General features: G+C 72.8%; 13 protein-coding genes. 7 read left to right on the top strand and 6 right to left on the bottom strand.

The genetic code is table 11. The features are described 5' to 3' along the window. Window positions 1-159 precede the first annotated feature (159 nt). Window positions 160-1302, bottom strand: a complete 1143-nt coding sequence (locus ACWDVB_RS35155; RefSeq protein WP_451519027.1) for a glycosyltransferase family 4 protein — start codon at window positions 1300-1302, stop codon at window positions 160-162. 157 nt (window positions 1303-1459) lie between these two features. On the opposite strand from ACWDVB_RS35155, the gene ACWDVB_RS35150 reads away from it, so the two are divergent. After that, window positions 1460-2734: a glycosyltransferase 87 family protein gene (locus tag ACWDVB_RS35150; RefSeq protein ID WP_451519028.1), complete on the top strand. Its 1275-nt coding sequence runs from the start codon at window positions 1460-1462 to the stop codon at window positions 2732-2734. On the opposite strand, the gene ACWDVB_RS35145 is transcribed toward ACWDVB_RS35150, so the two are convergent. From ACWDVB_RS35145 to ACWDVB_RS35125, 5 genes are all read right to left on the bottom strand, one after another. Then, entirely contained in the window at window positions 2691-3920 is a 1230-nt protein-coding gene (locus ACWDVB_RS35145) for a hypothetical protein (RefSeq protein ID WP_451519026.1), read from the bottom strand. The two genes, ACWDVB_RS35150 and ACWDVB_RS35145, sit on opposite strands and share 44 nt — an antisense overlap. 37 nt (window positions 3921-3957) lie before the next feature. Next, entirely contained in the window at window positions 3958-4992 is a 1035-nt protein-coding gene (locus tag ACWDVB_RS35140; protein WP_451519025.1) for an NlpC/P60 family protein, read from the bottom strand. Window positions 4993-5223: 231 nt separating this feature from the next. Beyond that, complete coding sequence (locus tag ACWDVB_RS35135) at window positions 5224-6255, bottom strand: NlpC/P60 family protein (RefSeq protein ID WP_451519024.1); 1032 nt, start codon at window positions 6253-6255, stop codon at window positions 5224-5226. 269 nt (window positions 6256-6524) lie between these two features. Then, entirely contained in the window at window positions 6525-7874 is a 1350-nt protein-coding gene (locus tag ACWDVB_RS35130) for an NYN domain-containing protein (protein WP_451519023.1), read from the bottom strand. Window positions 7875-7908: 34 nt separating this feature from the next. Continuing rightward, window positions 7909-8148: a hypothetical protein gene (locus ACWDVB_RS35125; RefSeq protein ID WP_358584052.1), complete on the bottom strand. Its 240-nt coding sequence runs from the start codon at window positions 8146-8148 to the stop codon at window positions 7909-7911. Between the two features lie 157 nt (window positions 8149-8305). On the opposite strand from ACWDVB_RS35125, the gene ACWDVB_RS35120 reads away from it, so the two are divergent. The 6 genes from ACWDVB_RS35120 to ACWDVB_RS35095 all read left to right on the top strand — a co-directional run bounded on the left by ACWDVB_RS35120 (window position 8306) and on the right by ACWDVB_RS35095 (window position 13439). Then, the gene (locus tag ACWDVB_RS35120; protein WP_451519022.1) at window positions 8306-9049 is read left to right on the top strand and encodes a rhomboid family intramembrane serine protease; all 744 of its coding nucleotides are present in this window, start codon (window positions 8306-8308) and stop codon (window positions 9047-9049) included. Window positions 9050-9086: 37 nt separating this feature from the next. Next, window positions 9087-9368 carry an Lrp/AsnC family transcriptional regulator gene (locus ACWDVB_RS35115; protein ID WP_125512351.1) on the top strand — a complete coding sequence of 94 codons (282 nt, stop codon included), beginning with the start codon at window positions 9087-9089 and terminating at the stop codon, window positions 9366-9368. Between the two features lie 88 nt (window positions 9369-9456). Further along, entirely contained in the window at window positions 9457-9840 is a 384-nt protein-coding gene (locus tag ACWDVB_RS35110) for a small secreted hydrophilic protein (protein WP_451519021.1), read from the top strand. Then, window positions 9770-11275 (top strand): ATP-binding protein, encoded by a 1506-nt coding sequence (locus ACWDVB_RS35105; protein WP_451519020.1) that lies wholly within the window; start codon window positions 9770-9772, stop codon window positions 11273-11275. Before ACWDVB_RS35110 ends, ACWDVB_RS35105 begins: the two co-directional genes overlap by 71 nt. After that, on the top strand, window positions 11272-11934 hold the full coding sequence (locus ACWDVB_RS35100) for a response regulator transcription factor (protein WP_451519019.1): 663 nt from the start codon (window positions 11272-11274) through the stop codon (window positions 11932-11934). The genes ACWDVB_RS35105 and ACWDVB_RS35100 overlap by 4 nt, the downstream gene beginning before the upstream one ends. 92 nt (window positions 11935-12026) lie before the next feature. After that, window positions 12027-13439, top strand: a complete 1413-nt coding sequence (locus ACWDVB_RS35095; protein ID WP_451519018.1) for an SLC13 family permease — start codon at window positions 12027-12029, stop codon at window positions 13437-13439.

Below are 13439 nucleotides of genomic sequence, written 5' to 3'. Positions count from 1 at the left end.
GACGCGCGGGCGCGGATCGATCAGGTACTGCGGCTTGCCGTCCTTGACGACCTCCAGATCGCCCTCGGCCCCCGGCTTTTAGGGGCGCGGGGAACTGCGCGAGCAACCCATGGCGGCCGTCAGTCGCACGACGGCCCCCGGCGGGCAGCCTCTTGGGCGCTACAGAAGCTCCCTCAGCCGCTCCGCCAGCAGGTCCCAGCGCCACTTCTCCTCGACCCAGGAGCGGCCCCGCTCCCCCATGCGGGCCCGCAGCTCCCCGTCCGCCAGCAGCGCAGCGATCCGCTCCGCCGCCTCCTCGGGGGCGCCGCCCCGGACGACCCACCCCGTCTCCCCGTCAAGCACCGCGTCCGGCGCCCCGCCGGAGTCGCCCGCGACGACGGGAAGCCCGGTCGCGGACGCCTCCAGGTAGACGATGCCGAGTCCCTCCACGTCAAGGCCCCCGCGCCTGGTCCGGCACGGCATGGCGAAGACATCACCGGCGCCGTAGTGCGCGGGCAGTTCCTCCCAGGGCACCGCCCCCGTGAACCGCACGGAGTCCGCGACCCCGGTCTCGGCGGCCAGCTTGCGCAAGTCGTTCTCGTAGGGCCCGCCTCCGACCACGAGAAGCACCGCCTCCGGCTCCCGAGCCAGAATCCCCGGCATGGCGAGGATCAACGTGTCCTGCCCCTTGCGCGGCACCAGCCGCGAGACGCAGACGACCACGGGCCGGTCGGCCAGACCGAGCCGCGCCCGCACCGCGTCGCCGCCCGAGCCGGGGTGGAACGTCTTCTCGTCCACACCCGGCGGCAGCTGGACCATGCGTCCCGCCGCGGCGGGCGTCAGGGCGGCGGCGATGCGCGAGCGCGTGTACTCGCCGAGATAGGTGATCGTGTCCGTCGACTCGCCGATCCTGCGCAGGAGTTGACGTGACGCGGGCAGCTGGGCCCAGCCCGCCTCGTGGCCGTGCGTGGTGGCGACGAGCCGCGTCGCCCCCGCCTTGCGCAGCGCGGGCGCCATGAGCCCCAGCGGCGCGGCCGCCCCGAACCACACCGACGTACAGCCGTGTTCGCGCAGGAGCGAGACCGCGCGGCGGGTGACGCGCGGGGTGGGGAGCAGCATCGTCGTGGGGTCGCGTACGACCGTGAAGGGCTGCTCGGCGTCGAAGGCGGCCGTCGCCTCGGCACCCTCGCGGCCGCGCTTCCAGGTGGAGGCGTAGACGACGAGCTGCTCGGGGTCCAGGCGCAACGCCATGTTGTGCAGGAACGCCTGGATGCCACCGGGCCTGGGCGGGAAGTCGTTCGTGACGATCAGGGTCTTGTGCATCGCGCCCGACAGTACCGAAGGCGGCCGACAGCAACCGAATGGCCCAGCCTCTTCGCCCTCGCCCGGCCCCGCCCGGCATCATGACACCCCGAATCACAATGAAGTGTGCGAAAAGGGGTGAGGTGCGCGCATGGCAGACACAGCACGCATGACGCGCATGTTGCACATGGTGGGCTCGGTGCGCATGGCGGGCATCGCACGCCTCCTCGCCGTCTGGGTCCTCACCAGGACACTCCTCCTGCTCTGCGTCTTCCACGTGCTCACCGCCCCGGGCCCCGACGTCACCAGCGACGTCTCCGTCATCTACCAGGGCTGGTACGAGATCCTGCGCACCGGCACCTTCCCGCTCGACGACGTCACCTGGCAGTACCCGCCCGCCGCCGCCCTCGCCGTCCTCTCCCCCGCCCTCCTGCCCTTCCTCGGCTACGCCCCGGCCTTCTTCGTCCTCGCCCTCCTCGCCGACGCCACCGTCTCCGGGCTGCTCCTGTACGCGGGGCGGCGGCCCGGCAAGTCGGTGCGGGGGCTGTGGGTGTGGGTCGTGGGCGTGCCTCTGCTGGGGCCGACCGCGTACGCGCGCTACGACATGACGGTGACGGCCGTCGCGGTCGCCGCGCTGCTCGCGGGGGCCCGGCATCCGCGCACCATGGGGGCGCTCGCCGGGTTCGGGGCGCTGCTCAAGGTGTGGCCGGTGCTGCTGCTCGTCGGCGCCCCGCGCGGGCGGGCGACCCGCCGGTCGTGGGCGGCGGCGGTGGGCACGGCTCTCGGCGCCACGCTGGCGTTCCTGGTGGCGATGCCGGGGGCGCTCGCGTTCCTCACCTTCCAGCGGGACCGCGGCACGGAGGTGGAGTCGCTCGGCGCGCTGGTCTTCCACGTCGGGCGGCACCTCGGCTGGCGGGGCGAGGTCCGGCTGAACTACGGCTCGGTGGAGTTCCTCGGCCCCTGCGTCCCGCTGGTGAGCGCGGCGGCGCAGCTCCTGTCGGCGGCGGCCTGCTGCTGGCTCCTGGCGTGGCGGCTGCGCGCCCGTGCCCGCTCGGCGAGCACGCTCGCGGACGCGGCCTTCGTGGCCGTGCTGCTCTTCACCGCGACGAGCCGGGTGATCAGCCCGCAGTACATGCTGTGGCTGGTCGGCGCCGCCGCCGTCTGTCTGGCGTTCCGCGCGAGCCGCATGGAGCTCCCGGCCCGTCTGGTCCTCGCGGCCACGTTCGTGACGTTCCTGGAGTTCCCGGTCTGGTTCTCGCACGTGGTGGCCAGCGATCCGCTGGGCGTGGCCCTGCTGCTCGTACGCAACGGCCTGCTGGTCGCGGCGGCGCTGCTGGCCTGCCGGAGCCTGTGGCGGCAGACGGTGTCCGAGCCGCGCGGCCGGGCCGCCCGGCCGGTGCCGGGGCAGGTCAGCCGAGCTCCGAGCGCAGATACGTACGCCAGCGCGCCGTGAACTCCTCCGGCGTCGTGTCCAGGACGTCCCGCAGCGCGTCCTCGACCGCGCCCGCCCGCTTCTCGTGGTCGCCCACGGCACGGTAGAAGTCCGTCAGCTTCCGCTCGCCCCACCGGTCCGCGATCATCCGGCAGGCCAGCCAGGCGCTCTCGTACGACTCGGCGAGCCGCGCCGCGTCCTCGCCGAAGCCGAAGTCCTCGTCCTCGGGGAGCGCGCCGGGCGGCCGCCCGACCTGCGCCGCCCGCCGCAGCTCGGGCGCGGCCTGCGCCGCGGTGCGGCCCGTGCCGCGGTAGCCGACCCAGTCCGCGAAGCCCTCGGAGAGCCACAGCGGGGTGGCTCCGGAGGTCTGTGTGCGGGTCGCCACATGGGCCGTCTCATGGGTGAGGACGACCTGCTTGCCGAAGTCCCCGAGGACGCCGTACGCCTCGGGGTTGATGATGATCCGGTCCGCCGGGGCCCGCCCCGAGCCGCCCGCCTCACCGGTGGTGACCGCCGCTATCCCCCGGTACCCGGAGGCGGGCGCCCCGAGGAGGCCCGCCATGCCCTTCAGGGAGCGGGGCACGATGACGACGGCCTTCTCCGGCCACTTCCCCGGCCAGGCGTCCCGCACCGCGGGCACCGCCCGGTCGGCGAGCTCGCGGTAGGCGCGCAGCTCCTCCGCGCTCTGTCCGACGCCGAGGACGAGGCTGCGCTCGCCCCGCTCGGCCCGCACCCGCCCCTGGTCCCACAGCTGCTGGCTCGCCTTCTTCGCGGGCCGCTCTGAGGTGACGTACCACCGCCCGCCGTGCCGCTCCAGGGAGAGCGTGCGCGCGGCGGTGAGCGGGGCGCGGTCGTGGCCCTTGACGCGGTAGCGGAGTTCGACGCCGGCCGTGGCCCGGGAGCCGGAGCGCTCCAGGCCGTTCAGGTGGTACTCCCAGGACTCCAGCGGGACGGCGCGGACGTTCGCGAAGAGGTCCGACGGGCCGCCCGCGTCCGCTGCCGCCCGCTCGGACCTCTCGGGCCTCTCGGTTCGCTCGTACGCCTTCTCGTCGCCGTCGAGGACCGCGTGCGCCCTGCGCTCCAGGAGCCTGCGGACGTCGCCCGCGGCGGTGTCCGGGACCGGGTCGGCGCCGCATCCGGTGAGTACGGCGAGGCAGAGCGCGAGGCACAGCGCCACCGCCCACGACCCACGCCTGTGCCCAGCCACCTCCCGATCGTACGGGGCGGGGGCGGCAGGCCGCCGGTCAGATCCGCGTCACGGACGAGACCGGCATCATGCCGACGGGGTCGTAGCGGACCGGCGCCCCGGGGTAGGGGGCGTGCACCACCTGGCCGTTGCCCATGTACATCCCGATGTGGCTGGCGTCGTCGCGGTAGGCCACCAGGTCGCCGGGCTGTGCCTGGGCCAGGGGCACCTGGCGCCCCGCGTGCCGCTGGGCCTGCGAGGTGCGCGGCAGGCCGACCCCGGCCTGGGCGTACGACCACTGCATGAGGCCCGAACAGTCGAAGCCGGAGGGGCCGTTGGCGCCCCACACGTAGGGGCGGCCGACCGCCGAGCGGGCGGCGGCGATGGCGGCGGCGGCCCGCGAGGAGGACGGGGCGGCGCCTTCGAGGTCCGGCGGCGGCTCCGCGTGCCCGCCGGAGCGCGAGGACTTGTCGTACGCGTCGCGCTCCTCGCTCGGCAGCGAGTTGAGCAGCCGCCTGGCCTTGGCGAGCTTGTGCTCGACGGCGCGCTTGTGGCGGGCGACGGTGGTGCGGCTCTTCTCCAGCTCGGCGAGTCTGCGCCCGGCCTCGGCGCGCTGCTGTGCGAGGCCGCGCTGGGCCTTCTGGAGATCGGCGAGCTGTCCCGCGTGCCGGGCGCTGACGCGGTTCAGGGCCGTGGCCCGGTCGAGGTAGCCGCCGGGGTCGGAGGAGAGCAGCAGCTGGAGCGAGGGGTCGATGCCGCCCTCGCGGTACTGCGCCTCGGCGAGCGCGCCGAGCGCGCCGCGCATCTGGTTGATCCGCTCCTGGCCGCGCGCGACGCTGTCCCTGGCCCGCTCGACCTGCCCGCGCAGCTTGTCCGTGCGCTCGTCGGCCTTGTTGTACGCCTCTGTCGCGTGCTCGGCCTCTTCGTACAGCCGGTCCACCTCGGCCCGGGTGCCGGACGGCTTGTCCTGCGGTGCGGCGCCCGCAGGCGCGGCGCCGAGGGCCGCGGCGGCGGTGGCCACGGCCGCCGAGAGGACGGTGACGCGCGTGCCCCGGTCGAGGCCGGGCTGTGCGGGACGGCGATGGGATCCCACGGGAAGCCGCTCTCCCTTCCGCTGACGGTCCCCCGGCTGGTCCGGGGGAATGCGCGCCGACAGTAACCGTGTGGCTACGCGACGGCCAACGGCCGGATGGGTGCGGACAGCCCGAAGCCCCGTTCAGACGCAGGTCATGAACGGGGCGTGGGGTCAGCGGCGGTTGCCGGAATTCGCCCGTTCGGGCGGTGCCGGCGAGGCATTGACGTCAGGCGGGGCGGCGCGTCGGGGTCAGACGCGGACGCCGAACTGGAAGTCGCCCAGGTACTCCATGGACTCGTAGCGCACCACGGCGCCCGGCTTCGGGGCGTGCAGCACCTGGCCGTTGCCGGCGTAGAGGCCGACGTGCGCGAGGTTGTTGAAGAACACGAGGTCGCCGGGCTTCAGTTCGCCGCGGCCTATCTTCGTACCGTCGTTCTGCTGCGTGTACGTGGTCCGCGTGAGGGAGACTCCGGCCTGGGAGTACGCCCACTGGGTCAGCCCGGAGCAGTCGAAGGAGTTGGGACCGGTGCCTCCGGAGACGTACGGCTTGCCGAGCTGGGTGGCGGCGGCGTTCAGGGCGGCGGCGCCGCGGCCCGACGCGGGGGTCTCCTTGCCGAGGTCCGCGCGCTTGCCGGCGGCGCGGCTCGCACGCTTCTTCTCCTTGGCGGCCATGTCCGCCTTCTCCTCGGCGGTCAGCGTGTTGAGGAGCCTCTGCGCCTCGCCGAGCTTGCCCTGGACTTCCCGCTTCTTCTTGCCGAGCTCCGTACGGGTGTCCGCGAGGTCGTCGAGCTTGCCCGCGGCCTCCTTGCGCTGCTGCGCGAGGTCCCGCTGCTTCTTCTGGATCTTCTTGAGCTCGTCGACCTGCTGGCTGCTCAACTGGTCCAGGGTGGACGCCTTGTCGAGGTAGTCGTCCGGGTCGGCGGAGAGGAAGAGCTGGAGGGAGGGGTCTATGCCACCGGAGCGGTACTGGGCGCTGGCCATGGAACCGATGCCGTCGCGCAGGTCGTTGAGCTCCCCCTGGCCCTTGGCGACCTTGTCCTGGAGAGCGTCGATCTGCTTCTCCAGCTTCTTCTGCTTCTCCTTGGCCCCGTTGTACTTGTCGGTGGCCCGTTCCGCGTCTTCGTAGAGCTTGTCGACCTTGGACTTGACCTCGTCCTTGCCCGGCTTCGGCGCGGCCTGGGCAGCGCCCTGCGAGGTGAGGGCGACGGCAGCGGCGGCGGTCGCGGTGAGCACGGTCACGCGGGTGCGGCTCGGCTGCTTGGGTCGACGGTGGGACGCCACGCGGGCGGCTCCTTCTTCCTCCGGCCGCCTACCGGGACGCGGCGGGCGGGTACCACCGCCGCCACCCCGGATGGGTGATCAACCGAGCGGGGGTTCGAGGCGAGACCCTAGTGACCTTCTTGTGATCAGTTCAAATCCCGTCGGCAAAAAACCGGTCGCCAAGCGCAATCTTTACCGATAACGCACAGCCAGTGATGATCTTCTGACGCTACGTCGTATGCGAGAGGCGCCCAATTCGGGCATAGGGCCCAGGAGTTATGTGATGCCCCTTAGCCCCGCGAAAGCCTCTTCAAGAGCACCACCGAAGCCACCGGCCGCGCCCCCGCCTTCGCGATCCCGTCGGCCACTTCACGGTCGGTCGAGACGACGACCACAGGCCTGCCCGGCGGCTCCGCGCGCACCAGCTGACGGATCAGCTCATCGGCGGTCACACCCGGCTTGGAAAAGAGCACCCGCACCCCGCGCGGCGGCGCGAGCAGCACCGGAGCGGCCAGTTCCGCGCCATCGAAGACGCAGGTGACCTCGGCGCCCGACTGGAGGGCGAGCTGCGAGAGCGAGCCGAGCAGACGCAGCCGCTGCTTCTCCAGCGGCATGGTCGGATAGCCGGTCTTGGTGACGTTGTAGCCGTCGACGACCAGGTGCGCCTGGGGCAGGGCGAGCAGCTGGTCCAGGATCGCCGGGTCGTTCTCGGAGAGCGCGCGGGCGGCGATGTCCTTGGGGGACATCCGGCCGGGCTCGACGGCGTCCACGGTCTCGGCGGGCCGTACGGAGACGGGCGGCAGGGCCAGTTCGCGCCGCAGCCCCTGGGCCGCCTCCAGGACCGTGTCGAGCAGCAGCCGCACCCGCATGTCCTCGACGCTGCGCCCCTCGCGCGCCGCCCTGCGGCTGGCCTCCAGGGCGGCCTCGCTCTCGCCGAGCCGCGCCTTGAGCCGCCGCGTCTCGCTCTCGGCGGCGGACACCTGGGCCTGGCCCTCGGCGCGGATCGCCTCGGTCTCGGCGGTGGCCTTGCGCAGCGCCGCCTCGCCGCGCTTGACGTCGCTGAGCGCGCCGCGCAGTTTGCGATGCATCGATTCGGCTTCCCTGCGCGCCGCTTCCAGCTCCGCGCGCAGCCGCTCGGTCTCCGCCCTGGTCTGGTCCCGGGCCGCGGCGAGCTCCTCGCGCAGCCGCTCCAGCTCCGCCCGCGTCTCCTCGTCGACGCGCTCGGCGTCGGCCCGCTGGGCCTCCTCGCCGGCGGCGGTCACCAGCTTCACCCAGCCGGCGGGGCGCAGCACATAGGCCGCGGCGGCCACGTCCAGGGGGTCGGCCGCCGGGGGCGGGGAGCCCGCGTCCAGGGCGCCGGCGAGCTCGCCCTGCGCCTCTCTGAGGCGTTCGCCGATGCGCTGGCGGAAGAGGGTGTCGCTCTCCAGCGCCGCCGCCATGGCGTTGCCCGCGAACTTCGCGCGCCGGGTGGGGGTGAAACGGGCGTACTGCCGCAGCTGTGCGGGCAGTTCGGCCAGGGTCAGTCCGCCGAAGCCGTCCGAGACGAGCCGGACGACCCGTCGGCGCACCCCGTCGGGCAGCGGACGGTCGAGCACCTCAGCGGTGCCGTCGTCCGGCTCCCCGCCTGCGCTCTCCACCATCCGTCACCCCACTAGCTGTGCGGGCCCCGCTCCCTCAGGAGTCGGTGCCCGGCCTGTCCACGAGTTCCACCTGGTCCACGGCGTTGCACCAACGGCAGCGCACCGACTCGATGGTCTCACTGACCACCTCGCGTTCCTCGACGTTCGACTCACCGGCCAGGTCGAGGTGCACATACTCGACGACCTTCGACGTGCGGGTCACGTCGAAACGCGTGAGATTGCCGCACAGCGTGCAACGCCACCGGGTGGTGGCGGTCGGCAGGGGAACCGTCATCGTGGCTGTTCGCTTTCCTCGGTGGCCGTGGTGCGTCCGCGCTGTTCCGTGGTGCGCATTGCCCGTAACCCTAAGGCCTGTAAGGGGCGCCATGCGGCGGCCTCCGTCGCGGCATGGCGGTCTATGCGGGTAGCGACCGTTACGTCATGCTCTGTCCATGATCAAAGCATGGGGTCCCCCGGCGGCCGGGCTGCTCAGGGGGCGGTCCGCCCCGGTGACGTACGGACTGATCGCCGTCTGCTGTCTGGTCTTCGTGGTCTCCCCGGTCTCCGGGCTCAACCACGCCTACGGCACCGGCGACCGGCTGCTCGCCGCGCAGCAGGCCTACTTCGAGCGCTGGGGCGTGGTGCCCGCCGAGCTGTTCAGCGGCGTCCCGCGCGCCGCGCTCGGCCCGTTCACCGCCCTGTTCGTACACGGCAGCTGGGTACATCTGCTCGGGAACCTGCTCTTCCTGTACGTCTTCGGGGCGATGGTCGAGGAACGCATGGGGCACCTCCAGTACGCGCTCTTCTACGTCAGCTGCGGCTACCTCGCCCTGCTCGCCTACGCGGCGGCGCACGCGGCCTCCGGCCAGACGCTCGTCGGCGCCTCGGGAGCGATCTCCGCCGTCCTCGGCGCCTTCCTCTATCTCTTCCCGAAGGCGCGCGTCACCAGCCTCTTCCCGTTCCTCTTCTTCCTGCCGCTGCGCTTTCCCGCCTGGGTGGTGCTGCCGTTCTGGGTGGCGCTGCAGTGGCTGGCGGCGGGGCAGGGCGGCAAGGGGACGGGAGTGGCGTATCTGGCGCACCTGGTGGGCTTCTCGCTCGGGTTCCTGTACGCGTGGGGGTGGTGTGCGCGCCGGAGGAGGGTGGCGCCGAGCGCGTCCTCGCCGGGGCGGGGGCCGGAGACGGGAGGGCTAGAGTGAAAGGCACAGCACCGGCCACCGAGGGAGACAGCCAGCCGTGATCACCGCGATCGTGCTCATCAAGACCAGCGTGGACCGGATTCCGGAGATCGCCGAGTCGATCGCCGCGCTCGACTCGGTCAGCGAGGTCTTCTCCGTGACCGGTACGTACGACCTGATCGCGATGGTCCGGGTGCCGCGCCACGACGACCTCGCGGACGTCATCCCCGGGCGGATCAGCAAGATCCCCGGCGTGGAGGCGACGGACACGCACGTCGCGTTCCGTACGTACTCGCAGCACGACCTGGAGGCGGCGTTCGCGATCGGCCTCGACTCGTAGTCGGTCGAGGGGCGTCACCCGGGCTCCATGAGGATTTCCTCATCTGCGGCTCATCCTGACGCAGCGGTACGCCGTCCACCCTCCTCTCATGGTCTTCTCCCACCGCATGGCCGCCCTGGCCGCCGTCGTGGCGATCCCGCTCGGCATCGCCACGACCAGCTACCTCCTGACCGACGACCCCGCGCCGCCCAAGGCCCCGCCGAAGGTGGAGCTGGAGAGCCGCTCGCCGTCCGCGAAGCCCACCACTCCCCGGACCGCCCCCAGCGACGAGAAGGTCCACCCGCCGCCGGTCGGCGACGAGAAGGTCACCCCGCCGCCCGTCAGCGACGAGAGGGGCACCCCGCCCCCCGTCAACGACGGGAAGGTCCCCCCACCGCCGGCCAACGGGAGTTCCTCGGGCGATGACAGTGACGACGACGGCAGCGCAGGCGGGGACGGCAGCGACGACGACGGCGCCGGTGACGACGGTTGAACCGCCGCGCCACCGGATCTCCGCCCGCGTCCGCATCCTGCTGTGGCTGCTCGTGGTGATGGCCACCGCGCTCACCGCCGTCGCGGCCACCACCCGCTCGGTGCTGCTGCGGGAGGTCGACCACCGGATCGACCGCCTCCTGACCCAGGAGACCGGGGAGTTCACCAACTTCGTACACGAAGGTGTCGATCCGCACACGGGCGAGAAGTTCACCGACGCCGACCCGCTGCTGCGGCTCTTCCTGTCACGGCAGTACGCCGATCCCGACGAGGAGCTCCTCGGCCTGATCGGCCGCGCCGGCACGGTGCCCGCCAAGAAGCAGCAGGCCCGTGAGCCGCGCATCGACCACCCGCTCGCCGAGGACCCCGCCTCGCTGACGGCCGTCTTCGACTCCCCCGACGCCACCGGCACGCTGCGCCGCCCCGAGGGCGAGGTCCGCTGGTCGAAGGTGGTGATCAAGGCGAGGGGCGCGCATGCGGAAGCGGCCTTCGTCGTCGCCTTCCACCCGGCAGGCGAACAGGCCAAGGCCAGTGACGTGTTCACCATGCTGCTCGCCATCTCCGGGGTCGCGCTCCTGATGACCACCGGCATCGGCTGGGCGGTCGCGGGCCGCATCCTCAAGCCCGTGCGGCTGGTGCGGACGACCGCCGCGCACCTCACCGAGCAGGACCTGACGCAGCGCATCCCCGTGCAGGGGCGGGACGACATCGCGGCCCTCGCCGAGACCTTCAACGGCATGCTGGACCGCCTGGAGCGGGCCTTCGCGGCGCAGCGCGAGTTCGTCGACGACGCCGGGCACGAACTGCGCACGCCCATCACCATCATCCGCGGCCACCTGGAGCTGATGGGCGATGACCCGGCGGAGCGCGAGGAGACCGTCCGCATCGTCACCGAGGAGCTGGACCGGATGAGCCGCATAGTCGAGGACCTGCTGCTGCTCGCCAAGGCCGAGCGGCCCGACTTCGTCACCCCCGGGCCGGTGCAGCTCGCCGAGCTGACCGCGGACGTCTTCGTCAAGGCACGGGCGCTCGGCGAGCGCGACTGGCACCTCGCCGAAGTCGCCGACGCGGAGGCCGACCTGGACGCCCAGCGCATCACCCAGGCGATGGTGCAGCTGGCCCAGAACGCCGTCCAGCACACCGTTCCCGGGCAGCGCGTCAGCATAGGGTCGCGGCTGCACGGGCGGCAGATCGAGCTGTACGTCGCCGACAGCGGGCCCGGCGTACAGCCGCAGGACGCCGGGGTGATCTTCGAGCGGTTCCGCCGCGGCACCGCGCGGCGCGGCGCGCGCGCCACCGGGGCGGGGCTCGGCCTCGCCATCGTCAAGGCCATCGCCGAGAGCCACGGCGGGCGCGTCGAACTGCGCCCCACGGTCGGCGGCGGCGCCACCTTCGTACTCGTGCAGGCCCGGCCGGAAGGGGCGGCCCACCCATGAACCGCATTCTGATCGTCGAGGACGAGGAGCGCATCGCCTCCTTCGTCGAGAAGGGCCTGCGCGCCAACGGCTTCACGACCACCGTGGTCGGCGACGGCGAGTCCGCCCACGACTACGGCCTGACCGGTGGCTTCGACCTGATCGTCCTGGACATCGGGCTGCCCGGCATGGACGGCTTCACGGTGCTGCGGCAGCTGCGCGAGGCCCGGGTCACCACGCCCGTCATCGTGCTGACCGCGAGCGACTCGGTGCGGGACACGGTGGCGGGCCTGGAGGGCGGCGCCGACGACTGGATGACCAAGCCCTTCCGCTTCGAGGAGCTGCTCGCGCGGGTGCGGCTGCGGCTGCGTACGGCGGCGCGGGCGCCCGAGGTGACGGTGCTGCGCAGCGGCGAGCTGTCCCTGGACCTGCGCACGCGCAGGGCGCGTGCGGACCGGCGGACGGTGGATCTGACGGCGCGTGAGTTCGTACTCCTGGAGCTGTTCCTGCGCCATCCCGGGCAGGTGCTCTCGCGCGAGCAGATCCTCTCCCACGTGTGGGGCTACGACTTCGACCCCGGCTCCAACATCGTGGACGTGTACGTCCGCGCGCTGCGCAAGAAGCTGGGCTCGCAGCGGGTGGAGACGGTACGCGGCATGGGGTACCGCCTCCCGGCCTGACCGCCCGGGCGCGAGTCCGGTCCGACGGCCGGTGAACTTTCTTTCATGAACGGCTCATCGAGGGCTCACCGCGGCGCACCACGCTGAACAGCGTGACCTCGCACCCGCGCCGAGCCGTGACTCTCTGCGCAGCGCTCAGCCTCTGCGCGCTGCTCCTGGTCCCCGGCAACTTCCCCGGCCTGAGCGGCGACGCCCGCCTCACGCTGGGCGTCTTCGCGCTGGCGACCTGCGCCTGGATCGGCACGCCGATCGACGACACCTACATCGCGCTGGGCGCGGGCCTCGCCCTCACCGTGACCGGTGTGATCAGCAGCGACACACTCTTCGGCACCCTCGGCGACGAGACGGTGTGGCTGCTGATCTGCGCCTTCGTGCTCGCCGCTGCTGTGGCGCGCAGCGGACTCTCGGGGCGGGCCGCGGCCTTCCTCGTCACCGGGGCGCGCAGCGTACGGCAGCTGACGCATCTGACGACCGCCGCCCTGGTGGTGACGGCCTTCGCGGTGCCCGCCACCTCGGGGCGGGCCGCGCTCGCCCTGCCCGTCTTCCTCGCGCTCGCCAAGGTCCTCGCCGAACGCGTACGGCTCGTGGTGATGCTCGCGCTGCTCTTCCCCACCGTCATCCTGCTCTCCGCGGTCGCGACCCTGATCGGCGCGGGCGCGCATCTGATCACCGTGTCGGTGCTGTGGGAGGCGACCGGTGAGCGGATCGGGTTCACTCAGTGGCTGCTGCTCGGGTTCCCGCTCGCCATAGCCTCCTCCCATCTGGCGGCGGAAGTCGTCCTGTTGACGACGACGCGGCGCGCGGACCGCGAGGGCCCGGTCCACATCACCCTCGACCAGCTCCAGGAACACAGCGAGCGGCCGGTGACCGGCCCCTGGGAGCCCGCCGAGACGCGCTGCGCCCTGCTGCTCGCCACGGTCGTGGCCCTGTGGTGCAGTGAGCCGCTGCACCAAGTGCCGCCCGCCGTCGTCGCGTTGATCGGCGCGGTCGTGGCCTCCTCCCCCGCTCTCGGCACCGTACGGCTCAAGGACGCCCTGCGGACCGTGCCCTGGTCGCTGCTCCTGTTCATGGCGGCCACGATGGCGATGGGCGTCGCGCTCACCGACTCCGGGGCGGCGAAGTGGCTGGTCGGCGGGTTGCCGCTGGATCTGCCGCCGTGGCTGTTCCTCACCGTCGTCGTCCTGGTCAGCACGGCCGCGCATCTGGTCCTGCAGTCCCGCTCGGCGCGCTCCTCGGTCCTCGTCCCGCTGGTCGTCGCGGCGGCCGCCGGCGCGGGCGTCAACCCGGTGGCCGCCGCCCTCGCCTCCACGGCGGCCGCCGGCTTCTGCCACACGCTGCCCGCCTCCGCGAAGCCGGTCACGCTCTTCGCCGACATCCCAGGCACCCCCACCTACACCCCTCGTGACCTGCTGCGCCTCTCCGCGGTCCTCGCACCGCTGACCGCCGCGCTCGTCCTGCTGTGCGCCGTCACGCTGTGGCCGCTGCTCGGCGTCCCCCTTCGCTGA

This window comes from Streptomyces sp. NPDC003379 (genome assembly GCF_053589195.1).
Note: the sequence above shows the minus strand (reverse complement) of the source record. Positions and strands in the feature narration are given on the sequence as shown.

Bases quoted from the DNA above. Each gene is read 5' to 3' on its own strand.
- ACWDVB_RS35155 (WP_451519027.1), bottom strand. From the start codon at position 1,302: ATGCACAAGACCCTGATCGTCACGAACGACTTCCCGCCCAGGCCCGGT.
- ACWDVB_RS35150 (WP_451519028.1), top strand. From the start codon at position 1,460: ATGTTGCACATGGTGGGCTCGGTGCGCATGGCGGGCATCGCACGCCTC.
- ACWDVB_RS35130 (WP_451519023.1), bottom strand. From the start codon at position 7,874: ATGGTGGAGAGCGCAGGCGGGGAGCCGGACGACGGCACCGCTGAGGTG.
- ACWDVB_RS35125 (WP_358584052.1), bottom strand. From the start codon at position 8,148: ATGACGGTTCCCCTGCCGACCGCCACCACCCGGTGGCGTTGCACGCTG.
- ACWDVB_RS35120 (WP_451519022.1), top strand. From the start codon at position 8,306: ATGATCAAAGCATGGGGTCCCCCGGCGGCCGGGCTGCTCAGGGGGCGG.
- ACWDVB_RS35110 (WP_451519021.1), top strand. From the start codon at position 9,457: ATGGTCTTCTCCCACCGCATGGCCGCCCTGGCCGCCGTCGTGGCGATC.
- ACWDVB_RS35105 (WP_451519020.1), top strand. From the start codon at position 9,770: ATGACAGTGACGACGACGGCAGCGCAGGCGGGGACGGCAGCGACGACG.
- ACWDVB_RS35100 (WP_451519019.1), top strand. From the start codon at position 11,272: ATGAACCGCATTCTGATCGTCGAGGACGAGGAGCGCATCGCCTCCTTC.